At 64.6% G+C, this 22,331-nt stretch carries 25 protein-coding genes; 15 read left to right on the top strand and 10 right to left on the bottom strand.

Annotation, left to right across the window (positions count from 1 at the left end; all coding sequences use genetic code 11):
- Positions 1-3: 3 nt before the first annotated feature.
- Together fliE and CEQ44_RS08940 are read right to left on the bottom strand one after the other, a co-directional pair.
- On the bottom strand, positions 4-363 hold the full coding sequence (fliE, locus tag CEQ44_RS08945; RefSeq protein WP_088184510.1) for a flagellar hook-basal body complex protein FliE: 360 nt from the start codon (positions 361-363) through the stop codon (positions 4-6).
- Between the two features lie 20 nt (positions 364-383).
- The gene (locus tag CEQ44_RS08940) at positions 384-1,670 is read right to left on the bottom strand and encodes a sigma 54-interacting transcriptional regulator (protein ID WP_088184429.1); all 1,287 of its coding nucleotides are present in this window, start codon (positions 1,668-1,670) and stop codon (positions 384-386) included.
- A gap of 343 nt (positions 1,671-2,013) precedes the next feature.
- Here CEQ44_RS08940 and CEQ44_RS08935 point away from each other — a divergent pair, with 343 nt between their 5' ends.
- The 3 genes from CEQ44_RS08935 to mdoH all read left to right on the top strand — a co-directional run bounded on the left by CEQ44_RS08935 (position 2,014) and on the right by mdoH (position 6,467).
- Complete coding sequence (locus CEQ44_RS08935; RefSeq protein WP_088184428.1) at positions 2,014-2,820, top strand: flagellin; 807 nt, start codon at positions 2,014-2,016, stop codon at positions 2,818-2,820.
- A 210-nt stretch (positions 2,821-3,030) separates the two neighbouring features.
- A complete protein-coding gene (locus CEQ44_RS08930; RefSeq protein ID WP_088184509.1) occupies positions 3,031-4,515 on the top strand; it encodes a glucan biosynthesis protein in 1,485 nt (494 codons plus the stop codon).
- A gap of 62 nt (positions 4,516-4,577) precedes the next feature.
- Positions 4,578-6,467, top strand: a complete 1,890-nt coding sequence (gene mdoH / locus CEQ44_RS08925; protein ID WP_088184427.1) for a glucans biosynthesis glucosyltransferase MdoH — start codon at positions 4,578-4,580, stop codon at positions 6,465-6,467.
- A 35-nt stretch (positions 6,468-6,502) separates the two neighbouring features.
- Here mdoH and CEQ44_RS08920 read toward each other — a convergent pair whose 3' ends face one another.
- From CEQ44_RS08920 to CEQ44_RS08885, 8 genes are all read right to left on the bottom strand, one after another.
- The gene (locus tag CEQ44_RS08920; RefSeq protein WP_088184426.1) at positions 6,503-7,234 is read right to left on the bottom strand and encodes a sigma-70 family RNA polymerase sigma factor; all 732 of its coding nucleotides are present in this window, start codon (positions 7,232-7,234) and stop codon (positions 6,503-6,505) included.
- Between the two features lie 14 nt (positions 7,235-7,248).
- Positions 7,249-9,381: a flagellar biosynthesis protein FlhA gene (gene flhA / locus CEQ44_RS08915; RefSeq protein ID WP_088184425.1), complete on the bottom strand. Its 2,133-nt coding sequence runs from the start codon at positions 9,379-9,381 to the stop codon at positions 7,249-7,251.
- 9 nt (positions 9,382-9,390) lie between these two features.
- Positions 9,391-10,206, bottom strand: a complete 816-nt coding sequence (locus CEQ44_RS08910; protein WP_088184424.1) for a lytic transglycosylase domain-containing protein — start codon at positions 10,204-10,206, stop codon at positions 9,391-9,393.
- A 143-nt stretch (positions 10,207-10,349) separates the two neighbouring features.
- Positions 10,350-10,658, bottom strand: coding sequence for a hypothetical protein (locus tag CEQ44_RS08905; protein WP_088184423.1), 309 nt, complete (start codon positions 10,656-10,658; stop codon positions 10,350-10,352).
- Between the two features lie 15 nt (positions 10,659-10,673).
- Complete coding sequence (gene flgM / locus CEQ44_RS08900; protein WP_088184422.1) at positions 10,674-10,949, bottom strand: flagellar biosynthesis anti-sigma factor FlgM; 276 nt, start codon at positions 10,947-10,949, stop codon at positions 10,674-10,676.
- A 44-nt stretch (positions 10,950-10,993) separates the two neighbouring features.
- Positions 10,994-11,572, bottom strand: coding sequence for a flagella basal body P-ring formation protein FlgA (locus CEQ44_RS08895; RefSeq protein ID WP_088184421.1), 579 nt, complete (start codon positions 11,570-11,572; stop codon positions 10,994-10,996).
- Between the two features lie 64 nt (positions 11,573-11,636).
- Positions 11,637-12,134 (bottom strand): flagellar motor protein MotB, encoded by a 498-nt coding sequence (locus CEQ44_RS08890; RefSeq protein ID WP_176400335.1) that lies wholly within the window; start codon positions 12,132-12,134, stop codon positions 11,637-11,639.
- Positions 12,131-12,799: a MotA/TolQ/ExbB proton channel family protein gene (locus CEQ44_RS08885; protein ID WP_088184420.1), complete on the bottom strand. Its 669-nt coding sequence runs from the start codon at positions 12,797-12,799 to the stop codon at positions 12,131-12,133. Before CEQ44_RS08885 ends, CEQ44_RS08890 begins: the two co-directional genes overlap by 4 nt.
- Before the next feature lie 242 nt (positions 12,800-13,041).
- Here CEQ44_RS08885 and flgB point away from each other — a divergent pair, with 242 nt between their 5' ends.
- The 12 genes from flgB to motA all read left to right on the top strand — a co-directional run bounded on the left by flgB (position 13,042) and on the right by motA (position 22,329).
- Complete coding sequence (flgB, locus tag CEQ44_RS08880; protein WP_088184419.1) at positions 13,042-13,410, top strand: flagellar basal body rod protein FlgB; 369 nt, start codon at positions 13,042-13,044, stop codon at positions 13,408-13,410.
- A gap of 2 nt (positions 13,411-13,412) precedes the next feature.
- On the top strand, positions 13,413-13,823 hold the full coding sequence (gene flgC / locus CEQ44_RS08875; protein WP_088184418.1) for a flagellar basal body rod protein FlgC: 411 nt from the start codon (positions 13,413-13,415) through the stop codon (positions 13,821-13,823).
- Complete coding sequence (locus CEQ44_RS08870) at positions 13,820-14,476, top strand: flagellar hook assembly protein FlgD (RefSeq protein ID WP_088184417.1); 657 nt, start codon at positions 13,820-13,822, stop codon at positions 14,474-14,476. The genes flgC and CEQ44_RS08870 overlap by 4 nt, the downstream gene beginning before the upstream one ends.
- Before the next feature lie 47 nt (positions 14,477-14,523).
- Positions 14,524-15,366, top strand: a complete 843-nt coding sequence (locus tag CEQ44_RS08865) for a flagellar hook-basal body complex protein (RefSeq protein WP_088184416.1) — start codon at positions 14,524-14,526, stop codon at positions 15,364-15,366.
- A gap of 29 nt (positions 15,367-15,395) precedes the next feature.
- Positions 15,396-16,139 (top strand): flagellar basal body rod protein FlgF, encoded by a 744-nt coding sequence (locus CEQ44_RS08860; RefSeq protein WP_088184415.1) that lies wholly within the window; start codon positions 15,396-15,398, stop codon positions 16,137-16,139.
- 69 nt (positions 16,140-16,208) lie between these two features.
- Positions 16,209-16,997, top strand: coding sequence for a flagellar basal-body rod protein FlgG (flgG, locus tag CEQ44_RS08855; protein WP_088184414.1), 789 nt, complete (start codon positions 16,209-16,211; stop codon positions 16,995-16,997).
- A 9-nt stretch (positions 16,998-17,006) separates the two neighbouring features.
- Positions 17,007-17,690, top strand: a complete 684-nt coding sequence (locus tag CEQ44_RS08850; protein WP_088184507.1) for a flagellar basal body L-ring protein FlgH — start codon at positions 17,007-17,009, stop codon at positions 17,688-17,690.
- Positions 17,690-18,820, top strand: a complete 1,131-nt coding sequence (locus CEQ44_RS08845) for a flagellar basal body P-ring protein FlgI (RefSeq protein ID WP_373438207.1) — start codon at positions 17,690-17,692, stop codon at positions 18,818-18,820. Before CEQ44_RS08850 ends, CEQ44_RS08845 begins: the two co-directional genes overlap by 1 nt.
- Positions 18,820-19,149 (top strand): rod-binding protein, encoded by a 330-nt coding sequence (locus CEQ44_RS08840; RefSeq protein WP_088184413.1) that lies wholly within the window; start codon positions 18,820-18,822, stop codon positions 19,147-19,149. The genes CEQ44_RS08845 and CEQ44_RS08840 overlap by 1 nt, the downstream gene beginning before the upstream one ends.
- Complete coding sequence (gene flgK, locus CEQ44_RS08835) at positions 19,146-20,480, top strand: flagellar hook-associated protein FlgK (protein ID WP_088184412.1); 1,335 nt, start codon at positions 19,146-19,148, stop codon at positions 20,478-20,480. The genes CEQ44_RS08840 and flgK overlap by 4 nt, the downstream gene beginning before the upstream one ends.
- A gap of 15 nt (positions 20,481-20,495) precedes the next feature.
- Positions 20,496-21,341 (top strand): flagellin, encoded by an 846-nt coding sequence (locus tag CEQ44_RS08830; protein ID WP_088184411.1) that lies wholly within the window; start codon positions 20,496-20,498, stop codon positions 21,339-21,341.
- 124 nt (positions 21,342-21,465) lie between these two features.
- A complete protein-coding gene (motA, locus tag CEQ44_RS08825) occupies positions 21,466-22,329 on the top strand; it encodes a flagellar motor stator protein MotA (protein ID WP_088184410.1) in 864 nt (287 codons plus the stop codon).
- Positions 22,330-22,331 lie beyond the last annotated feature (2 nt).

Genomic DNA, 22,331 nt, shown 5'->3' with positions numbered 1-22,331 from the left:
GGTTTAGACCGGCATACTCATAATGTCCTTATAGGCGGACAGGAGTTTGTTGCGGACCTGAAGGGTCGCTTCGAAGCTGACCGACGCCTGCTGTTTAGCCAGCATGACGGCGGCGATGTCGGTGGTTTCGCCACGCTCGAACGAGGCCGCGGCCTCCCCCGCCTGGGCTTGCAGGCCGTTGACCTGTTGCAGCGCGCTGTTGAGCGCTTCGGTAAAGCCGCCGGGCTTGGTGCCCTGCGCGGCGTCGGGGCCGGATGCGCCGCCAACGGGGCCGGTCGAGGCTACGTCGCGCAGCGCTGCGTTCTTCTGCAGGATGGCGTTGCGGATCGCCATGACGCTGTCTGTGGGGGATACGCCGGTAATGGCCATGGGTCAGCCCTCCTTCAAGCCGCTGCCAGCTCGCGCATTTCGGCGAGCCGATAGCGCAGCGTGCGTTCGGAAATGCCCAGTTTGCGGGCGGCGGCGGCGCGGTGACCATCGGTTTCGCGCAGGGCGATGCGGATGGCCTCTAGCTTGCTGTGATGGGCGACGTCGCGCAGGCGGGTCGGTTCGACATGGATAGAGGCAGGCGCGATCGATGCCGGGACGACGATCGGCGGCACAATGCGCAGCGGCTGTGGTGCGCCGGTGAGGTGCAGGTCGTCCGCCTCGATCATTGCGCCGTCGCGCAGCACCAGGGCGCGTTGCAGGACATTGCCCAGTTCGCGGGCGTTGCCGCGCCAGATATGGGCGGTCAGCTTGTCCATCGCCGCGGCGGTCGGCCATATGAACGGCGCCTTCGCCATGTCCTGGTGGCGCAGCAGCATGGCGGCGGCGATCGCGGCGACATCGCCGGGGCGTTCGGCGAGCGGGCGCAGTTCCAGCGGCATGACGTTCAAACGCCAGTAGAGATCTTCGCGAAAGCGGCCGGCGGCGACTTCACCCGCCAGATCGCGGTTGCAGGCCGCGATGATGCGGACATCGACCGGCACCGAATGGGTCGCGCCGACAGGCAGGACTTCGCCTTCCTGCAGCGCGCGCAGCAGCTTGGACTGGAGCGAAAGCGGCAGTTCGGCGATTTCGTCGAGGAACAGCGTGCCGCCGTCGGCGGCCAGGAACAGCCCTTCCGACGCATTGGACGCGCCGGTGAAGCTGCCTTTCTTATGCCCGAACAGCATTGCTTCCATCATGGTTTCGGGGAGCGCGGCGCAATTGACGGCGATGAAGTCATGGCCGGTGCGGCCCGATTGGGCGTGCAGGAAGCGCGCCATGCCTTCCTTGCCGGTGCCGGTGTCGCCCTGGATCAGGACCGTGGCGTCGCTGCGGGCGACACGGCCGGCCAGCGTCATCAGCCGTGCGCTGCCGCTGTCGCCGACCGCGGGGATCGCGGCGGGACGGGCGAGTTCGGCGATGAGGGCGAAGGCGAAGCCCATGTCGGCTATGCCAAAGGCGACCCGCGCCGGCAGGCCATTGGCGGCGGGCACCAGCGAGGGCGCACCGTCAACGACATTGATCAGGATATCGCGATAGGTGGCGTGGCCGATCTCGGTCGCCAGTAGAATGCGTTGGCTGTCCCTGTCACGGGGGCTGGCCGCATCGACGATGCGCACCTCGTAAAAGGCATTTTCAAGCCAGTGCTGCAGCCCCGGAAGAAGCGCGCAGACGCCACGGCTCACGTCTAGTGTCGACATGAACAAAACCCCATATTTCGGCTGGCTTGTGCCCCCGCACGTCCAACCCCCTTCGATAGTTAACAAATAGCCGATCTGTGGTTATCAGATAGTTAATGCCGCTCGCCCGTTTGCCGCCATGCGGCAGTTTTTTTCCGGCAAAAGCGGCAATGTCTTCGACCTTGGTCTAAGGCGCGCGCGTCGCGCCCGCGTAAGGGGGATTTCGGGCTGCCCGAATCATGCGTTTTTCAAAAAAATCGACAGCGGCGCTAAAAGCCCGCGGCGCCCCGCCGTTATCCCCTTTCGAGGCCGCAAGCGCTCTAACGGATGGCAGCGACCTGATAGTGAAACGAAAGGGAACACCATGACTGTTATCGGAACCAACACTGGCGCCATGCGCTCGGCCAATGCTTCTTCGGCCGCTACCAAGTCGCTGAGCACCGCGATGGAACGCCTGTCCACCGGCAAGCGCATCAACAGCGCGAAGGACGACGCCGCTGGCCTCGCCATCGCATCCAGCATGACCGCGCAGATCAAGGGCATGACCCAGGGCGTCCGCAACGCCAATGACGGCATGAGCCTGGCGCAGACGGCGGAAGGCGCGCTTGGCGAAGTCAGCAACATGCTGCAGCGTATGCGTGAACTGACCGTCCAGGCGCTGAACGGCACCAACGACACCGACGCCAAGGCGAACATCCAGGCGGAAGTCGCCCAGTTGCAGACGCAGATCACCGACACGCTGACAAACACCGAATTCAACGGCACCAAGCTGTTCGACAGCGCGCAGACGATTTCGATCCAGGCCGGCGCCAATGCCGCCGACAAGGTGGACATCGAACTGACCGACGTTCTGGGTGACATGGCTGGCGCTCTGGCTGTCGATGCGACCGCCCCGGTGGATGCCGACCTGACGACCTTCAACACGGCGCTCGCCGCGGTCGCTACGGCTCGTGCCGACCTGGGTGCGGTGCAGAACCGCCTCGAATCGACGGTCAACAACCTGACCAACAACATCACCAACCTGACCGACGCCCGCAGCCGCATCGAAGACGCCGACTTCTCGGCCGAAACGACGGCGCTCGCCAAGCAGCAGATCCTGAGCCAGGCGTCGACCGCGATGCTGGCGCAGGCCAACCAGAGCCAGCAGGGCGTGCTCAAGCTGATCGGCTAAACCGCGACAAGATTGGCCGGCTGAGGTTTTGGTCACCGCCAGCCGCCCAAGTGATCCCCGGCACATCAACAGTCCCCACCGTGCCGGGGGTGACACCTTCGATCGAACGACCAAAGCCATTGAAGCCTCCGTCCCCCCGGGCGGAGGCTTCTTCGCGTGGCCGCGGATACAGACTTGGCTTCGCCGGTTGTCCGCCCCATGATAAAGGTCATGCATAAGATCAACCGGCGCGCGATGATCGCCGCCTCCGCCTCCGCCCTGCTCCTGCCCGACATGCTGCTCGCCCAGACGGGGGGCGACGCCTTTTCATGGGAAAAGCTAATCGGGCAGGCGCAGCGCCTGGCGCGCGCGCCGTTCAAGGAGACCGCGCCGCATCCCGGCGCGGCCAAGGTAGATTATGACGCCCTGCATCAGGCGCGGTTTCGCGACGAACGCACGTTATGGGGCGACCTGCCCGGCGACACCGGCATCCGTTTCTTTCCGCTGTCGGTGAACGCCGCGCAGCCGGTGGGAATCGCGACAGTGGAGAAGGGCCGCGTGACCCCGCTGCGCTATGACCCCGCCATGTTCGACACGCCCGCGGGCAATGCGGTGGCGGCGCTGGGGCCGGATGCGGGCTTTGCCGGTTTTCGCATCATGAATGCGGCGCGCGACGGCGACTGGCTGTCCTTTTTGGGCGCAAGCTATTTCCGCGCGCCCAGCCCGCAAAAGCAGTTCGGCCTGTCGGCGCGCGCGATCGCGATCAACACCAGCCTTGCGGGCAAGGAGGAATTTCCCCGCTTCACCCATTTCTGGCTGGAGCGGACGGGCAATAGCAGCGTCACCATCTATGCGCTGCTGGACGGCGCATCGATCAGCGGCGCGTTCCGCTTCGTCAGCAGCCTGGGGCCGCAGGGGGTGCGGCAGGATGTCAGCGCTGCCCTCTTCCCGCGTCGCGCCATCCCCGAACTGGGGCTGATGCCGATGACCAGCATGTTCTGGTACGATCAGGCGAACCGTGTTCAGGGGACCGATTGGCGGCCGGAAATCCACGACAGCGACATGCTGTCGATCGCCAGCGCCGACGGCACCGCCCAGGCCCGGCCGATCGTGAATCCGTCCGCGCCCCATTTCAGCGCGTTCAAGGAAGTCAGCCCCAAGGGCTTCGGCCTGCTTCAGCGCGACCGCGATTTCGACCATTATCAGGATGACGGGGTTTTCTACGATCGCCGCCCCTCGCTCTGGGCGACGCCGACCAAGCCATTGGGCGCGGGTGCGGTGCGCCTTTACGCCTTCCCGACCAACAGCGAATATACCGACAATATCGCCGCCTATTGGACGCCGGACGCCGCACCGCGGGCGGGGGCGCGGATTGACCTCGCCTATCGGCTCGACTGGTCGGCGGCGCGCGCGCCGACTTCGGACGGTATCGCCATCGTCGAAAATGTCTGGCGCGGCCGCGGCGATGGCGGGGCCGATCGGCTGGTGATCGATTTTGCCGGTGTCGCTGCGGGTGGCAAGCCCGATATCTGGGCGGATGTGGCCGGCGGCACGCTCATCAAGAAAGCCGGTTATCCGGTGCTGGGCCGTGACGGTCTGTTCCGCACCGTGCTCGACATACAGCGCGCGCAGGGCAAGTCGGCCGATATCCGGCTCCAGTTACGGACCGGCGATCGCGGATTGAGTGAATATGTGCATTATCCGTTAGGCGCATGAGGGGAACCGTCTATGCATCGGGCGGTTGTGACATATTGGGTCAATCGCGATGGGTCTGATCAATGACGGGGAATGGAGGCGTGCAGGCGCCGACCACCGATGCCGGGGGCAAGCCGCTGGCGCGCGCCTTTGAACAGGTGCCGCCGGAAAGCGCGCTGGCGATGCCCGAACAGGATTTCGGCGCCCGACCGGACCTGATCGCGCGTCGCCCGCTCAACATCGATATCTGGGCGCGCCGTTTGCTGGTGGTGCTGCTTGCCCTGCTCCCCGCCGCCATGGCCGCGCACGAAATGCGGCGGTCGATCGGGCTGGACGGCATTTCCGCGTGGGAGGGCGTCTATCTTGCGCTCTTCATTCCGCTCTTCGCCTGGATCGCCTTTGGTTTCGCGACCGCGATGATCGGTTTCCTGCTGTTGACGGTCGGCAAGGGGCGCAGCGTCACCCCTCGCCCACTCAATGCCGCGACCCCGCTCAAGGGCAAGACCGCGATCCTGCTGCCGGTGTGCAACGAGGATTTCCTGGGCGTGCTGGGTCGCCTGTCGATCATGGAGCGGTCGTTGGCCCAGGTGATGGGCGGCGAGCGGTTCGAATTTTTCATCCTGTCCGATTCCAATCCCGAAAATGGCGAAGTCGAGCGCCGCGCCTATCAGGAAATGCGCGCGTCCTTTTCCCGTCCCGTCCATTATCGCCGGCGCGCGCTAAATATCGGGCGCAAGCCGGGCAATATCGCCGAATGGGTGCAGCGCTTTGGCGGCGGATACGATTATATGGTGGTGCTGGACGCCGACAGCGTGGTCAGCGGGCAGACGATGGCGCGCCTGGCCGCCGATATGGAGCGGCATCCGCATGTCGGGCTGATCCAGACCGTCCCTACCGTAATGGGCGCCGCCACTTTGTTTGCGCGCTGGCAGCAATTCGCCAGCCGGTTGTTCGGGCCGACATCGGCCGCCGGCATGATCTGGTGGGCGGGATCGGAAGGCATGTTCTGGGGCCATAATGCGATTGTGCGGGTCAGCGCTTTTGCCGAAAGTTGCGGCCTGCCCGAACTGCCGGGTCGTGCGCCCTTTGGCGGGCATATATTGAGCCACGATATGCTGGAAGCCGCCCTGCTGCGCCGCCGCGGCTGGGACGTGCATATGGTCACGGCGGAGGATAGTTTCGAGGAATTTCCACCGTCGATGCCGGACCTCTTCACCCGCGATCGCCGCTGGTGTCAGGGCAATATCCAGCATGTGCCGCTGCTGATGAAGATCAAGGGGCTGCATCCGGTCAGCCGGTTTCAGTTGCTGGTCGGTGCGTCGGCCTATTGCACGTCGCCGCTATGGTTGGCGTTGATGCTGGTGGTGTTGGGCGGCGCGCTGACCGGGGTTTGGCCGCCCGCTGCGATCCTGCCGTCAGGCGGATTGCTGGCGCTGACGGCGGTGCTGCTGTTCGGTCCCAAATTGCTGGCGATCCTGTGGGCGGTGGCCGATCCCGCCCGGCGGATCGGCTTTGGCGGCGGGGCGCGGATGACGCGCGGCGTGCTGGTCGATATCGTGCTGTCGATCCTGATGGCGCCGGTGGCGATGCTGACCCAGACGATCAACCTGTTCAGCATCTTGATGGGCCGCAAGGCGAGCTGGAACGGGCAGACCCGCGATCGCGACGGCATGGCGATGACCAGCGCGATCTGGCTGTTCAAATGGCATATATTGTTGGGTGCGGGGCTGACCACCATGGCGGTCAAGGCCGGCAGTTTGGGATGGATGTCGCCGGTGGTCGCAGGCCTATTCGCCGCGCCGGTGCTGGCGGCGCTGACCGCGCGCAAGGATCTGGGGCGCAGGGCGGAGGAACATGGCCTGCTCCAGGTCGCCGATCCCTGGTGGCGGACGCAAAGCTATCGGCCGTTGCGGTTTCGCTGGCCCAGCACCGATGGGCGTCGGGTCGGGCCGGTGGCGGCGAATGATGAGTGACATGATGTTCCCTGGGGAACAGGAAGTGCGGTCTGTCATTCGTTCCAGTCGCGCAGTTTTTCGCGCAGCTTGTCGAGCGCGGCTTTCTTGATCTGGCAGACGCGCGCCGCGCCTATGTCGAGCGTGCGGCCGATTTCTTCCAGGTTGAGTTCCTCGACGAAATAAAGTTGCAGCACCAGCGCCTCTCGCTGGGGCAATTCGCCGATGCAAGCAGCGACCGCCTTTTTTAGCGATTCCCGCTCCATGATATCATCGGCCCGGTCCTCGACATCGGCAAACCACATGGACTGGTCGGAATAGACTTCATCCATGCTGGTGTGCTGCACCATCTCGACGCTGTCGGCGATCTCGCGATAGGCGGCCGGTTCCAGCCCCATGTCGGCGGACATTTCCGCTTCGGTGGGCAAGCGGCCGAGCGTCTGTTCCAGCCGGTTGCGCACCTTGGCGAGGTCTTTGCGCTTGGCCATGGCCGACCGGCAAATCGTTGCCTGCCGCCGCAGATGATCGATCATCGCGCCGCGCACACGCAACTGGGCATAGGCGGCAAAGCCCAGCCCGCGATCCTCGAAACTGTTGGCGGATTCGACCAGCGCGACCATGCCGATCTGGAGCAGGTCTTCGATTTCGATGGCGGTCGATACGCGGCCATGGACGTGCCAGGCGATCTTGCGCACCAGCGGCATATATTGGCGGGCCAGCCGTTCGGGACTGTTGTCGCCGGGCTTGGCATAGGTATGGGCGCCGGCCGCGATCTTGTTCATATACATGATTCAGCCTCCTTTCAGGCGACCCGCTCGCGCGCCTGTTCGCGCTGGGGCGCGGGGTCGTGGCGGGGCGTAGGGCGTTGTTCGTTGCCGACGACAGCCACGACCTCGACGCCCTTGCCATCGGGAATTTCGAGGAAGGACAGGATCGGCGTTTCGGGCAGATGCGGCTTGAAGAGGCGGGCCAGCGCGCGGCGCGCGACCGGCGATGTGACGATGGCGAAGGCCCGCGCCTGGCCCATCAGCGGCCGGGCGGCGTGGATCACCGCTTCGACGATGCGATTGGCGAGCGCGGGTTCGATCGGATGCTTGGCGTCGCCCGCAACGCGCATGGCCTGGGCCAGCAAGCCTTCCAGATCGCCGTCCAGCGTGATGACCGGCAGCGGCATCTTGACCGGAACAAGCCCCTGAATGATGAGTGCGCCGATGCGCTGGCGCACCGCTTCGATCAGTTGTTCGTGGCTCATGTCCGGGCGGGCGGCATCGACCATCGCTTCGCAGATGCGGCGGAAGTCCTTGAGTGCGATGCCTTCAGACAGCAATGCGCGGCAGAGGGCGCTGATCTGCGTCAGGCTGAGCGTGCCTGGCGTCAGGCCATCAACCAGTTGCGGCGCGGCGTCCTTCAAATTGTCGAGCAGCTTGCGCGCTTCGTCCAGGCCGAACATTTCGGCCGCGTTCATCGCGATCAGCTGGTTGAGGTGGGTAGCGACGACCGTCGGCGGATCGACCACGGTATAGCCTGCGACGACCGCTTCGCTGCGCTTGGCCTGGCTGATCCAGACGGCGTCTAGGCCGAAGGTCGGGTCTTTGGCCGGGCGACCGGCGACGACCCCTTCCAGCGCGCCGCTGTCGAGCGCGAGTAGATCGTCGGGCCAGATTTCGTCTTCGCCCACGACTACGCCGGCGATGGTGATGCGATATTGGTTCGGCTCCAGCGCCAGATTGTCCTTCACGCGGACCATCGGCACGACGAAGCCCAGTTCCTTGGACAGTTGGCGGCGGATGCCGGTGATGCGGGCCATCAGCGGCGCGCCCTTGCGCTCATCGACCAGGGCGATGAGGCCATAGCCGATTTCCAGCCCCAGGATCGCGCCGTCCGACACGTCTTCCCATTCGATGAGGGCCGGGTTGGGCGCGGGGGCGACCGGCGCAGGCTCGGCCGCTTTCTTCTGCACAGCCTTGCGCAATTGCCAGGCGATGCTGCCCGCGATCGCCGCGGCGGACAGGATGATGAGATGCGGCATACCGGGCAGGATGCCCAGAAAGCCCAGGATCGCGGCGACCGGCACCCAGGCGCGGCCGGACCCGAACTGGCCGGCGATCTGGCCGCCCAGATCCTGTTCGCTCTTGACGCGGGTGACGATGGAGGCGGCGGCGATCGAGAGCAGCAGCGCGGGAATCTGCGCCACCAGCGCGTCGCCGATCGCCAGGACGATATAGGTTTGCGCGGCTTCGCCGATGGCCAGGCCATGGCTGACCACGCCCAGGATGATGCCGCCGACGATGTTGATGACGAGGATCAGGATGCCCGCGACCGCGTCGCCCTTCACGAACTTGCTCGCGCCGTCCATCGAGCCGTAGAAATCGGCTTCGGTGGCGACTTCGACGCGGCGCAGCTTGGCCTCTTCGGGGGTCATCAGGCCGGCATTCAAATCGGCGTCGATCGCCATCTGCTTGCCGGGCAAGGCGTCCAGGGTGAAGCGCGCCGACACTTCGGACACGCGGCCCGCGCCCTTGGTGATGACGACCAGGTTGATAATCATGAGAATGGCGAAGACGAAGATGCCCACGACATAGTCGCCACCGATCAGGAAGTGGCCGAAGGCTTCGATCACCTGTCCTGCGGCGTCCGATCCCTCATGCCCCTGCACCAGCACGACGCGGGTCGAGGCGACGTTGAGCGCGAGGCGCAGCAGGGTCGCGAACAGCAGCACCGTGGGGAAGCTGGAGAAATCGAGCGGCTTGCCCGCGTTCAGCGCCACCATCAGCACCGCCAGCGAGATCATGATGTTGGTGATGAAGCCGATGTCCAGCATGACCGCCGGGACCGGCACCATCATGAAGACGACGACCATCAATGTCGCGAACGGCAGCACGGCGCCTTGGACGGCGCTCATCCAGATCTTCGCTTTGACTTGGGCAGGAGACATTGCGGCCGGTTACCTTCCGAGGGTGGCGAGCATGAGATAGGCGAGGCGAGCGGTCTGCGGTTGCGGCTTGACCATGATGTCGGGCTGCTCGGCGAGGCGCTGCGTTTCGATCCGCACATAGTCGGCGGGCTGGACCGTCTTCGCGCCCGAAGGCAACGATGCGGACGCATATTGGATGTCGCCGCCCAGGCTGTCCGAGCTTTTCTGGAGCTTGGATGCGAAGCGGTCGCGGATGTCGGCGAAGCTGCGCGCGTTGCCGCTACGGTCGTAGAAGATCGAGCGGTTGGCACGCGCCGCGGACGGGAACAGCGATGCCGCCGTGGCGTCCGGTGCGCGATCATGGACCGACAGGAATTTGGACGCGCCGCCGACGCCCAGGAAATGGGCGAGGTAGAGATCGACCGGCTGCGCTTCGCGGTTCAGCTTCGATTCCAGATAGGCCTTGTTATCGGCGGCATGTTCGGCCGCCATGACCGATGCGGTTTCGGGATGTTTGCGCAGGTCGAGGATCTGCTGGCGCAGGTTAGGGTCGGCCACATAATAGCGGCCGCCGCTCTGCTGGATCGCGTCGGACGCCCAGCTCAGGCCATATTCGCTGCCATGCTTGTCCACGACGGCGAGCCAGCTCTGGTCGATGAACTGATAGAGGCCGGTGGCGGACGATGTCGCCGCGCGGGCGGTGGGGTTCAGGCTGGATTCGATCTTGGCCTGGCCCAGCAGATAGGAGAAGTCGACACCAGTACGGCGGCTCGCCATCGCAATCGCGTTGGTGACGCGATTACCTGTCGAAGTCCCGGTTGCTGATATGTCTGCGAAAGCCGACACGACTAAAATCCTCAATTGCTAGCGAGGACATTAGAGCAAGGCTTGTGCCAAGATTTGGTTAACGCGGGCGCAGGAATTTGCGCTCACAACGAAAAACGGCGCCGATTGGCGCCGCGTTAGTCGAAACTGGAAAAAAGAGTCTATCAGCGGCCGTAGGTCAGCGGCGCGGTCTGCGCGCCATGGGCGGCGAGAATGGCAAGGCGCTGCTGGGCATGATCGGCCAGTAGCTTGACGCGGATACGCGCGCTGTCGAGCAGCGGCACCATCATGCTCAGCCGTTCGATCACGGCCGGGTCGGAACGCCAGGCGCCGATCGCGCGAACGGACGCCGCCGCGCGGCTGACGCGATTGCTGGCCAATTCGATAGCGGCGGCATCAGTGCTATCGAGCACGTCGCGAAGATCCTCGAACGCATCGAAGAGATCATCCAGCGCAGCAAGACCCAAAGGCATGATGTTTGTCCCTTATCAGGCGGCCGACAGGTCGAGTGCGACCATACGTTCCGCAATGGCGTTGGCGTCGACCGGGTAGTTGCCCGATGCGATCGCAGCCTTGATGGCGGCGACGCGATCCATATCGACCGGCGCACCCTCAGCGGCCATGCGCGCAGCCGGGCTGGCCGACGCGGCGCTGGCGGAGGCCGTGGTCGATCCGGTGGTGGTCGATGCGCGCGTCTTGGCCCCTTCCCGCAGGCGGGTCGCCTCGATGGCGGCGCTGATATTCTGGCCCACAGACTTGATCATTGGGTAAATCCTTCACTCGTCCCTATGGCGTATAACGGACAAGTTCAAAAATCATTAAATCCCGGAATGCGCACAACGCCCATTTGTACGACCTGGGCGAAAATCGGCGAGCTTTTCTTGTCTTCGCGCACGCGGATCGTCTCCCCCATGGCGCCATCCTCGTCCGCGACCATCATGCGCGATACGCTGAACACGGCGTTGCCGGCCATAAGTTGCACGGGATCGCCCTTGCGCACGACCGCTTCCTTCGTCTCCACCGGCGCGGCGCGCGTGAAGCGATTGGCGGCACCATAACGCGGCACCGGGCCGGATGCGGCGGCGGAAGCGCCCGCGACCAGCGGCACGCGAATGCGCCAACCAAGCGCGGCGCATTGCACCATCGCCGCGCCGAATACCGGGCCTTCGACGCTGGGCGTGGTCGGACAGGCGGCCAGGCGCAGGCGGCGATCGACCGGGGCAGCGGGGCCGCCGGGTTCGCCGAGATTGGCGCCGACGGTCATCGCCACCAGGCTGTCGATACGGTCGAGATTCTCGAATTTCTGGCTTCCCTGGGCCTGGGCCAGCGCGGGCGACACGCTGGTCAGCGCGGCGGCGGCGAGAAGGAGGGACGACAATCGAAACACGGCATGTCTCCTGACGGACGGACGGTCTTTGTCAGGATTTCAGCAATATCCGTGCCAAACATTGTTAACGGCCTGGCGCGATGTGGATCAGCTGCCCCTGCCCGGCCTTGCCGCCCCCCTGGTCGAGGCCGCGGATCAGCAGGCGATCCTGCGCGATGCCGTTCATCCGCAGGGCGCGGGCGACCGCGCCCAGCCGGGCGGCGGCGAGATCCCAATCGTCAAAGCGCTGGCGGCGCCTGTCGGATCCGTCGCTGCGGATTTCCAGCCCGCCCGGCTCCCGCGCAAAACGCTGCGCCACCGCGGCCAGGCGCGCGCGACCGGCTTCGCTGAGCAAGGCGTCGCCCGGCACGAACAGGTCGGCGGCGCGCAACGCCACGCCCTGCCGCATCGCCCGGCCGCCAAATTGCTGGCTGACCTGCGATAATAGGGCGTCGCGGCGCGATCCGCTGGCTTGCAGCAGCACGAAGAAGGCGAGGAGCAGCAGCAGGAGATCGGCAAAACTGACCGCCCAGCGATTGCGCCGGGCGGCCGTGGCCGATGCCGTCAAGGGTGGCGCGCTCATGCGACTTCGCGGATCGCGGCGCGGCGCACGGGCGCATTTTCGCGGCGGGCGATTCCCAGCATCCGGTCCGCCACTTCCCGCTGCCAGGCCAGTTCGCGATCCGACAGGTCGGACAGGCGCGCGGCGATGGGGGCGGCAAGAAGATTGGCGATGACGACGCCGTAAAAGGTGGTGAGCAGCGCCAGCGCCATGGCGGGGCCGAGCGCGGCGGGATCGTCCATGGCGGCGAACATGCCGACCAGGCCTATGATCGTGCCGGCCATGCCCAGCGCTGGCGCGGCGTCAGCGATCGACAGCCAGACCTTGTGGACCGCGCCATGGCGCTGCGCCCGGTCAGCCAGCGCCTGTGCCGCCCAGAGTTCGAACATATCGGCGCGCTCGCTATTGGCGAGTTTGCGCGCGGCTTCGGTCAGGAAGGGGTTGGCGGTCTTCACTCGGTCGGTGCAGGACAGGCCACGCAATTGCGCTACCTGGTCGATCTTGAGCATTGCCGCCCGCGCGGCGTCGCGATCGCGCGCCGGATCGGCGGTCATCAGCGGATGCAGCGCCGTCATGGCGCGCGCCATCGCTCCAAAGCCATTCTGGAACATCGCCACCAAAACGATCCCGCCCAGCATTGCCGCCAGAGTCCATGGATCGAACAAATGGCCGATAATTGCGATCATGAGCGCCCGTTCCCTATCGTCTCGTCCGACGGCGGCAACGCTCTGCCGCCGACCGGCAAAAATCTGCCGCCCTTGCCGCCTGCCTCACGAAAAGCCTGGTTTTCCGCCGTCGGCCGCGCTGCCGCTGCGTCACCCACGCAATTTGGCACGGCTCTTGCTGATCTCAGGCTGGATCACCCGCAGGAGACGCCATCAGGGGTCAGAACGGCGGGGGACGCAAAATATTTAGAGCGAATTTGACAATGTCGGTGGAAGACAATCTCTTCGGGATACATGGGAAGGCGCTGGCGCTGCGGTCGCAACGCCTGTCCCTGCTTGCGTCCAACATCGCCAACGCCTCCACGCCGGGCTACAAGGCGCGCGACATCGATTTCGAGGCCGCGCTGAAAGAGGCGACGACCCGCGCCGGCAGCAGCGCGACCGATGTGTCGCAGGCCGCCGACGATGCGATGGGCTATCGCGTGCCGTTGCAGCCCAGCCTGGACGGCAACACCGTCGAACTCAGCACCGAACAGACGCTGTTTGCCGAAAATGCGGTTAAATATCGCACGACCCTGTCCTTCCTGGAAGGGCGCATCAACACCATCAACCGCGCGCTGAAGGGAGAATAAGCATGAGCAATTCGTCCCCCATGAACGTCTTCGACATTGCTGGCCGCGCCATGAGCGCGCAGCTGGTGCGCCTGAACGCCACCGCGTCCAACATGGCGAACGCCGGCAATGTGACTGGCAGCGCCGCGGAAGCCTATCGCGCGATCAAGCCGGTGTTCGAGAGCGTCACCGACACGCCCGGCGTATCGACGGTCAAGGTCAAGAATGTCGTCACCACCAGCGCCGAGCCGACCAAGCGCCATGATCCCAACCATCCGTTAGCCGATGCAAACGGGGATGTCTGGGAAGCGGCGGTGGATGGCAATGCCGAGCTGGTCGACATGATCGAGACGGCGCGCATGTACCAAAATAATGTGCAGGTGCTCAACACCGCCAAATCCCTGATGCTCGAAACCATAAGGATCGGCAAATGACGACGACCACCGCAACCGACAGCGCTGGCCTGTCGGTCTATAATCCCAAGGCCATCGTCGGCACCGGCAGCGCGGAGATGGGCCAGGCCAGCTTCCTGACCCTGCTGACCGCGCAGATGCAGTATCAAGACCCGTTCGAGCCGGTCGATAACGCCCAGATGGTGTCGCAGATGGCGACCATCACCAATTCGTCCGGCATCGCGGAAATGAACCAGACGCTCAAAGGCCTGGCCAGCGAGCTGACCGGCACGCGGCTGGGCGATGCGGCCAGCTGGATCGGCAAGTCGATGCTGGTGAAGAGCAACATCGCCGCGCCCGATGCGTCCGGCACCTATGCGGGCCAGATCACCCTGCCCGCGGCGACCGAAGGCGCGACGATTGATCTGGTCGATAGCAGCGGCAAAGTGGTCAAGACCATCGATATGGGATCGCAGGCTGCCGGCGACGTCACCTTCTATTGGGACGGCAAGGATGACACGGGCGCAACCGTCTCAACCTCCGCCCTGCAGGTCAAGGTCAACGGCGCGACACCCACCAAGGTCGCGACCTGGGCCACCATCGCCGCCGTCCAGTCACCCGCCGACGGTTCGTCCTCCAAACTCATCACCGCGCTCGGCAGCTACAGCCCGTCCGACGCGATCAGCTTGATGTAAACCTATCTTTTTGTTCAACAAATCCTTTTCACCCAAGGAGTAACGCCATGTCCTTCTACATCTCCCTGTCGGGTCTGAAAGCATCGCAGACCGACCTGTCGACCATTTCGAACAACGTCGCCAACGTCAGCAGCACCGCTTTCAAGAAGAGCAAGGCGCAGTTCGGCGACATCTTCGCCGCCGCGCCGATGCAGACGACCAGCCAGGTCGCCGGCCAGGGCGTGCGCGTGCAGGGCGTCGCCCAGCAGTTTACGCAGGGTACGCTGGAAACCACCGACAAGACGCTGGACCTGGCCATTACCGGCGAAGGCTATTTCACGGTCAAGGGCGAAGACGGCAATATCAGCTACACCCGCAACGGGGCCTTCGCCGTCGATGACGACCGCTATGCCGTCGACACGACCGGCGCGCGCATCCAGGTGTTCGCCGTCGATCCCACCACGGGCGCGACGACCGTCGACCCCACTGGCGCGACCCCGGCCGACCTGACCGACCTGCAAATCCCCAACACTTTTGACGGTACGGCGGCCGGCGCGCAGCTGACCAGCGTGGGCGTGGACAAAAAGGGCATGGTTTCGGCCGTTTACGCCGATGGTAGCACCGTCTATCTGGGCCAGGTCGCTATGGCGTCCTTCAACAGCCAGGAAGGTTTGCGGCAGGAGGGCGACGCCCACTGGACGTCGACTGTCGCCAGTGGATCGCCGATCCTGGGCACCGCCAATCAGGGCATGTTCGGCGCGGTGAACAGCGGCATGCTGGAACGATCCAACGTCGATATCACCGACGAACTGGTGAACCTGATCGCGGCGCAGCGCAATTTCCAGGCGAACAGCAAGGCAATCGAGGCGGCGAACACGCTGACCACGACCATCGTCAACCTGCGCACCTAAAACCAAGCACAGGATAGAAGGCTTAGCCCATGGATCGGCTCGTCAATACGGCACTCACGGCAATGCGCGGCGCGATGGCGCGGCAGACGGCGGTCGCGAACAACCTCGCGAACGTCAATACCGTCGGCTTTCGCGCCGAAATCGCCAATGCCGAGACACGCTGGATCAAGGGCGACACTTTCGACACCCGTGCGCAGGCGTCGGAACAGGTGATCGCGGCCGACATGGCGCAGGGCGCGGTAACCGAGACCGGCAATCCGCTGGACGTGGCGATGAACGGCGACGCCTTGCTCGCCGTTCAGGCCGCGGACGGCAGTGAAGCCTATACGCGGCGCGGCGACCTCAAAGTCACCGACAGCGGCCTGCTGACCACCGGCGACGGCCTGGCCGTGCTGGGCGAAGGCGGCCCGATCACCCTGCCGCAGATGGACAGTGTGTCGATCGCCAAGGACGGCAGCATCTGGGGCGTGCCCCAAGGTGGCGACCCGGCCAATCCGCAGCAGGTCGATAAGCTCAAGCTGGTGAACGCGGCCGGTTCCAGCATCGCCAAGGGCACCGACGACCTGTTCCGCGAAGTCAATGGCGGCGCGCTGCCGTCCGACCCGCTGGCGACCGTCACATCGGGTTCGGTCGAAGGATCGAACGTCAATGCGACGCAGGCGCTGGTCCAGATGATCGAAGCCAGCCGCGCCTGGGAAACCCAGGTGAAGATGATCGATACCGCCAAGCAGATGGACGACGGCGGCGCGTCGCTCATGAAGCTGGATGGTTAATATTGGCACGCATCTTGCTGTGACTGACGCATAAGCACCCTTCGGGGATGCGCCACGGAGAAATGAACGATGAGCAACGCCGCCCTTCATGTCGCCCGCACTGGCCTTGACGCGCAGAACACGAAGATGCGCGTGATCGCCAACAATCTGGCGAACGTCAACACGACCGGTTTCAAGAAGGACCGCGCCGATTTCGAGACGCTGGCCTATCAGCAGATCATCCAGGCCGGTTCCAATTCGGACAGCGAGAATAAATTCGCCACCGGCCTCAATCTCGGCTCCGGCGTCGCGTTGCAGGGCACCAGCAAGATCAATACCCAGGGCACGCTGAACCAGACCAATAATGTGCTGGATATTGCGATCGAGGGATCGGGCTATTTCCAGGTGCAGCAGCCCGACGGCTCCATCGCCTATACCCGCGCCGGCAATTTCAGCGTCACCGCCGAAGGCACCGTCGTCACCAGCGACGGCCTGCCGCTGATCCCGCAGATCACCGTGCCGCAGGGCGCGACGTCGGTCTCGATCGGCAATGACGGCACCGTGTCCGCCACGTTGCAGGGCGAAAGCGCGCCGAGCAACCTGGGCCAGATCGAAATCGCCACTTTCATGAACCCGGCGGGGCTGACCTCCATCGGCGGCAACCTGCTGACCGAAAGCGCCGCGAGCGGCGTGCCGCAGGTCGGCGTCGCGGGCCTGGAAGGCCGCGGCCTGATGCGGTCGGGTTATCTGGAAACATCGAACGTCAACATCGTGGAAGAGCTGGTCGACATGATCGAAACCCAGCGCGCCTATGAGGTCAACAGCAAGATGATCAAGGCGACCGACGAGATGCTCCAGTACGTCAACCAGAATATCTAAGGCCAGATGATGCGCCTCTCCTACGCCACCATTGCTGCGGTTTCGCTGATCGCGCTGGCCGCGTCGCCCGCCGACGCCGCCAAGCAGAAGAAGCGCGACATCGAGCGCGATTTCTATGCGCCGACAGTGATCGCCCAGCCCATCGCGCCCGCCGCGAACGGGTCGATATTTCAGGCATCGACCGGCTATACGCCGCTGACCAGCGGCGCGCGCGCAACCAGCGTGGGCGACATCATCACCATCGTCCTTGTGGAGCGGACGCAGGCGAGCAAGACAACGAGCGCGGACACCGCCCGCAACGGATCGATCGGCATCGCGCCGCCGACCACCGGCATCCTGTCCAAGCTGTTTTCCGCCAGCGACGTGTCGGCCGGTGGCCAGAATAATTTCACCGGCAAGGGCAATGCCAGCCAGTCCAACGCGCTGAGCGGCGAGATTACCGTGACGATCGCGGCGACCTATCCCAATGGCACGATGCTGGTGAAGGGCGAAAAGGCGCTGACGCTCAACCGCGGCGACGAATTCATTCAGATTAGCGGCCTCGTCCGGCAGGCTGATATCGCGCCCGACAACCGCATCGCATCGACCCGCGTCGCCGACGCCAAGATTATTTACAAGGGCAAGGGCGAGATCGCCAATGCCAGCCGTCAGGGCTGGCTCCAGCGCTTTTTCTCCGCGATCAGCCCCTTCTGATGGAAACCGCACACGCCATGATCCGCCCCCTCCTGTTGCGGCTGCCTCGCCTGCTCCTGCCGATTCTTGCTCTGGTCGCCGTTCCGGCGCAGGCCGAGCGGGTGAAGGATCTGGGCACCTTCCAGGGGGTTCGTCCCAACCAGCTGACCGGATATGGCATCGTCGTGGGCCTGGCCGGCACGGGCGACGACAGTATCGAATATGCGACGCAGGGCATGAAGGGCGTGGTCTCGCGCTTTGGCCTGACCCTGCCGCAGGGCGTTAATCCTTCGCTCAAAAATGCGGCGGCCGTGCTCGTCACCGCCGACCTGCCCGCCTTCGCGAAGCCCGGCCAGCGGCTGGACGTCACGGTGTCGGCATTGGGCAAGGCCAAGTCGCTGCGCGGCGGCACGCTGATCCTGACGCCGCTGCGCGGCGCGGATAACGAGATTTACGGCATGGCGCAGGGCAACCTTGCCGTCGGCGGCCTGGGCGTGTCCGGCGCCGATGGCAGCCAGGTGTCCGTCAATATTCCCTCGGCCGGCCGTATTCCCGGCGGCGCGACGGTGGAACGCGCGGTCGCGACCGGGTTCGACACCGCGCCGACGCTGACCTTCAACCTGGCCGAAGCGGACCTGACCACGGCGCTGCGCGTCGCGGACGGCGTAAACCATGCCTTTGGCGACCGCCGCGCCCGCGCGATGGACGCCGTATCGATCGCGATCGACGCCGCGCCGGGCGCGGAAGATCGCATCATGATGATGGGCATGATCGAGAATATCGAGATTTCGCCCGCAGATGCGCCGGCCAAGGTGATCGTCAACGCGCGCACCGGCACGGTCGTCATCAACGGCGCGGTCAAGATCCATCCGGCCGCGGTCGCGCATGGCAAATTGACCGTCAGCGTCAACGAAAGTCCGCGCATTTCCCAGCCTGCGCCCTTCAGTCAGGGGCAGACCGCGGTGGAGCAGTCGACCAGCATCAGCATCGACGAGCAAAAAAAACCTATGGTTAATTTTAAAGGCGGGGCGTCGCTGGCCGATATAGTCAAGGCGGTCAATGCGATCGGGGCTTCCCCGGCGGATATGGTCGCGATCCTCGAAGCCTTGAAACAGGCGGGCGCGATGAAAGCCGAATTGGTGGTGCTGTGATGCAGGTAGCGACGACAACCTCCCCCGCCACGGTCAGCGCCAGCGCCGGGCAATCGAACAAGGCGTCGCTGCAAAAGGTGGCGCAGCAGTTCGAGGCCGTGTTCCTGCGCCAGATGATCGGCGCGATGCGATCGGCCAGCCTGGCCGAGGGCATCGACGATTCCGCCGCGACCCAGCAGTTTCGCGACATGGCCGATTCCCGCACCGCCGACGCGATGGCGAGCAAGGGCGCGATGGGCATCGCCGAATTGCTGCTGAAGCAATTTGGCGACCGGGTAAGCGATACGCCCGTCGCTGCCGCCACGGCGAGCACGGGGTCAGGCGCATGAGCGACCTTTTCATCATCGGTTCTTCGGGTACGAAAGCCTATCGGTCGGCAATGGCCGCCATCGCCGAGAATATCGCCAATGCCAGCACCAGCGGCTATGCGCGCCGGTCGGTGACGACGATCGAATCCGGGTCGTCCACTTCGACGATGGCCACCTATATCTCCCGCGCGAATTTCGGCGGCGTGCAGGTCGCCGGCATCAATCGCGCGTCCGACCCCTATCTCGACGCGTCGGTCCGCAACACCGGCATGGCGCTGGGCAGCGCAACGTCGCGCCTGCGCTGGCTGACCGATTCGGAAAATGCGCTTAACGACACCGGCACCGGCATCGGCCAGCTGATGACCGGCATGTTCCAGAATATGGAGAAGCTGGCGGCGAGCCCCGGCGATACGTCGCTGCGCGTCACCACGCTCGACAGCATCAGCCGCGTCGCCCAGTCCTTCAACCAGACCGGCGCCGATCTGAAGGCCGTGTCCGAAGGGATAGCGACCGAGGGCCAGGCATCGGTGGCCACGATCAACCGGTCGCTGGCGTCACTGGCGGACATCAACAACAGCCTGCTGCGCGCGCAGCCGGGCACGTCGGCTTATGCGCAGCTGCTCGACAGCCGCGATTCGGCGTTGCAGACGCTGTCGGAAAATATGAACGTCACCGTCAGTTTCGGCGCGCATGACAGTGCGGAGATCAGCTTTGGCGGCCAGACGCTGGTCACCGGCGACAGCGCGACCAGCCTGTCCATGGCCGCCAATGATGATGGCACGCTCTCGCTCAGCCTGGCGGATGGCACGGCCTTGACTGCTCCTGCAAACGGCACGCTGGGCGGGCTTTTTTCCGCGGCGGACACCGTTGCCGATCGCCGAACAACTGTGGACGCGCTGGCCGCGCAATTCGTCACCGACGTCAATGCCTGGCACGCGCAAGGGCGGACCGATGCGGGCGCGGCGGGCGGCGCATTGCTGGCCGGCACGACCGCGGCGACACTGTCCGCGCTGGTGACCGATCCGACCCAGCTTGCGCTCAAATCGGCCGACGGGACGCTCAACGGTAACCTTCTTAACGTCAGTGCCGCGCTGCGCGGCAATGGCAGCGTCGAACAGAATTGGACGAATTTGATCGCGTCCCAGGCGACGTTGCTCGCATCGACCAAGGCGGAATATGACACGGCGAGCAGCCGCAACGACCAGTCGGTCGCCGCGCGCGAAGCGGTGAGCGGCGTCGATCTCGATATGGAGGCCGCCGACCTGCTCCGCATTCAACAAGCCTACTCGGCCTCCGCCAAGATCCTGCAGATCGCCAAAGAGACGATCGATTCTATCATGAACATCATCTGACGGAGGGACTGAGCCATGGTAGGTATCACCAACAAGATCATGCTCGCCGAAATCCGGCGACAGCAGAAATTGTCGCAGGACATCGTCGACGGGCAGACCGCGATTTCGACCGGGATCACGCTCAACAAGCCGTCGGATGATGCGCTGGCCTGGGTTCAGGTGTCCGATATCGGCCGCGCCCAGGCGCAGCAGGCCGCCTGGCAGGCCAATATCAGCTATGGCAACGCTCGCTCGGGCAATGCCGAAGCCAATCTGTCGGAAATCGACAATCTGCTGACGCGCGCGCAGGAACTGGTGACGTCGGCCCGCAACGGCTCGCTCAACGCCACCAGCCGCGCCGCGATCGTCGAGGAAATGTCGACCATCCGCACGACGATTACCGAATTGCTGAATCAGAAAGATTATCAGGGCGTGTCCGTCTTCGATGACGGGCAAAGCGTGCTGGTGCCGGTCAGCAAGGGCCTCAACCTGGCGGTCGTGGGCACGCGGCAGGACGTATCCGAAGGCATCGACGTCAACGGCACGCCCATGTCGATCGACGACGTTCTGGCCCAAAGCATCGCCGCGGTCCAAAGCGGTGACGACACGGCCATCGCCGCCTCTCTGGAAGGTGTGCAGTCCGCGCAGGGCCATATCACCGTCGAACAGGCGAAGCAGGGTGTGCGCAGCGACCGGCTGGACGTGGTCGGCACGCGGCTGACCGACATCGGCCTGGACCTCAAGGAACGCCGGGCCGAGCTGGAATCGACCGATCTTCAGGACGTGATCGCCAAATTCAAGGCGCAGACGCTGCAACTGGATGCGGCGCAATCGACCTTTGCGCGGATCAACCAGCAGACCCTGTTCGACCTAATCAGCTGATCGCCTGCGAAAAAGCGGTGCGGTCCTAAACCGGACGCTAACCAGTCCGTATTAACCACAAGGACACAGCGTCGGACACGACGCGGGGAGCCACCGCCTCCGGGCGCGTCAATCGGGGATTTTCATGTTCGCAGCCATCGGCCTTGTCATTCTGATCGTCATGGTGTTCGGCGGGTTCGCCTTCACCGGCGGCGACCTTGGCCCCGTGTTGCACGCCCTGCCCCACGAAATGCTCATCATCGGCGGCGCGGCCGTCGGGGCGCTCGTCATCGGCAATAGCGGCGCTGACTTAAAAGCGCTGGGCGGCGGCCTGGGCAAGGTGTTCAAGGGCGCCAAGTACAAGAAGCAGGATTTTCTCGACTGCATCTTCCTCGTCAGCAAGCTGATGAAGACGCTGCGCGTCGAAGGGCCGGTCGCGCTGGAACCGCATATCGAAGACCCCTCCAGCTCCACCATCTTCACCGAATATCCCAAGCTGATGAAGGACAAGGCGCTGGTCCACCTGATCAGCGACACGCTGCGTCTGGTCGTCATTTCGTCCGGCACGCTCGACCCCCATGCGGTCGAAGACGTGATGGACAATGCGCTCAAGACCCATCACCACGAAGCGATCAAGCCGGCCGACAATCTGCAAGGGCTGGCCGACGCCCTGCCCGCGCTCGGCATCGTCGCGGCGGTTCTGGGCGTGGTGAAGACCATGGGATCGATCGACCAGCCGCCCGCCATTTTGGGCGCGATGATCGGTTCGGCGCTGGTCGGCACCTTCCTGGGCATTTTGCTCGCTTATGGCATGGTCAATCCATTCGCCAACCGTTGCCGCAGCGTGATCGAGGCGGACGGGGCGATCTACCATGTCGTCAAGCAGATCATCGTCGCCTCGCTCCACGGCCATCCGCAGCCGCTGGTGATCGAAGCCGCCCGTTCAGGCCTGACCCACGCCAACCAGCCCGGCTTTGCCGAAGTGTTCGACGGCATGCGGGGCAAATAAGC

Source organism: Sphingobium sp. Z007, assembly GCF_900013425.1.
Taxonomy (GTDB): domain Bacteria; phylum Pseudomonadota; class Alphaproteobacteria; order Sphingomonadales; family Sphingomonadaceae; genus Sphingobium.
Note: the sequence above shows the minus strand (reverse complement) of the source record. Positions and strands in the feature narration are given on the sequence as shown.

What these genes read in the sequence shown, in the direction of transcription:
- CEQ44_RS08940 (WP_088184429.1), bottom strand. Translation starts at nt 1,670, where the DNA reads ATGTCGACACTAGACGTGAGCCGTGGCGTCTGCGCGCTTCTTCCGGGG.
- CEQ44_RS08935 (WP_088184428.1), top strand. Translation starts at nt 2,014, where the DNA reads ATGACTGTTATCGGAACCAACACTGGCGCCATGCGCTCGGCCAATGCT.
- CEQ44_RS08930 (WP_088184509.1), top strand. Translation starts at nt 3,031, where the DNA reads ATGCATAAGATCAACCGGCGCGCGATGATCGCCGCCTCCGCCTCCGCC.
- mdoH (WP_088184427.1), top strand. Translation starts at nt 4,578, where the DNA reads ATGACGGGGAATGGAGGCGTGCAGGCGCCGACCACCGATGCCGGGGGC.
- CEQ44_RS08920 (WP_088184426.1), bottom strand. Translation starts at nt 7,234, where the DNA reads ATGTATATGAACAAGATCGCGGCCGGCGCCCATACCTATGCCAAGCCC.
- flhA (WP_088184425.1), bottom strand. Translation starts at nt 9,381, where the DNA reads ATGTCTCCTGCCCAAGTCAAAGCGAAGATCTGGATGAGCGCCGTCCAA.
- CEQ44_RS08905 (WP_088184423.1), bottom strand. Translation starts at nt 10,658, where the DNA reads ATGCCTTTGGGTCTTGCTGCGCTGGATGATCTCTTCGATGCGTTCGAG.
- flgM (WP_088184422.1), bottom strand. Translation starts at nt 10,949, where the DNA reads ATGATCAAGTCTGTGGGCCAGAATATCAGCGCCGCCATCGAGGCGACC.
- CEQ44_RS08890 (WP_176400335.1), bottom strand. Translation starts at nt 12,134, where the DNA reads ATGAGCGCGCCACCCTTGACGGCATCGGCCACGGCCGCCCGGCGCAAT.
- CEQ44_RS08885 (WP_088184420.1), bottom strand. Translation starts at nt 12,799, where the DNA reads ATGATCGCAATTATCGGCCATTTGTTCGATCCATGGACTCTGGCGGCA.
- flgB (WP_088184419.1), top strand. Translation starts at nt 13,042, where the DNA reads ATGTCGGTGGAAGACAATCTCTTCGGGATACATGGGAAGGCGCTGGCG.
- flgC (WP_088184418.1), top strand. Translation starts at nt 13,413, where the DNA reads ATGAGCAATTCGTCCCCCATGAACGTCTTCGACATTGCTGGCCGCGCC.
- CEQ44_RS08870 (WP_088184417.1), top strand. Translation starts at nt 13,820, where the DNA reads ATGACGACGACCACCGCAACCGACAGCGCTGGCCTGTCGGTCTATAAT.
- CEQ44_RS08865 (WP_088184416.1), top strand. Translation starts at nt 14,524, where the DNA reads ATGTCCTTCTACATCTCCCTGTCGGGTCTGAAAGCATCGCAGACCGAC.
- CEQ44_RS08860 (WP_088184415.1), top strand. Translation starts at nt 15,396, where the DNA reads ATGGATCGGCTCGTCAATACGGCACTCACGGCAATGCGCGGCGCGATG.
- flgG (WP_088184414.1), top strand. Translation starts at nt 16,209, where the DNA reads ATGAGCAACGCCGCCCTTCATGTCGCCCGCACTGGCCTTGACGCGCAG.
- CEQ44_RS08850 (WP_088184507.1), top strand. Translation starts at nt 17,007, where the DNA reads ATGCGCCTCTCCTACGCCACCATTGCTGCGGTTTCGCTGATCGCGCTG.
- CEQ44_RS08845 (WP_373438207.1), top strand. Translation starts at nt 17,690, where the DNA reads ATGGAAACCGCACACGCCATGATCCGCCCCCTCCTGTTGCGGCTGCCT.
- CEQ44_RS08840 (WP_088184413.1), top strand. Translation starts at nt 18,820, where the DNA reads ATGCAGGTAGCGACGACAACCTCCCCCGCCACGGTCAGCGCCAGCGCC.
- flgK (WP_088184412.1), top strand. Translation starts at nt 19,146, where the DNA reads ATGAGCGACCTTTTCATCATCGGTTCTTCGGGTACGAAAGCCTATCGG.
- CEQ44_RS08830 (WP_088184411.1), top strand. Translation starts at nt 20,496, where the DNA reads ATGGTAGGTATCACCAACAAGATCATGCTCGCCGAAATCCGGCGACAG.
- motA (WP_088184410.1), top strand. Translation starts at nt 21,466, where the DNA reads ATGTTCGCAGCCATCGGCCTTGTCATTCTGATCGTCATGGTGTTCGGC.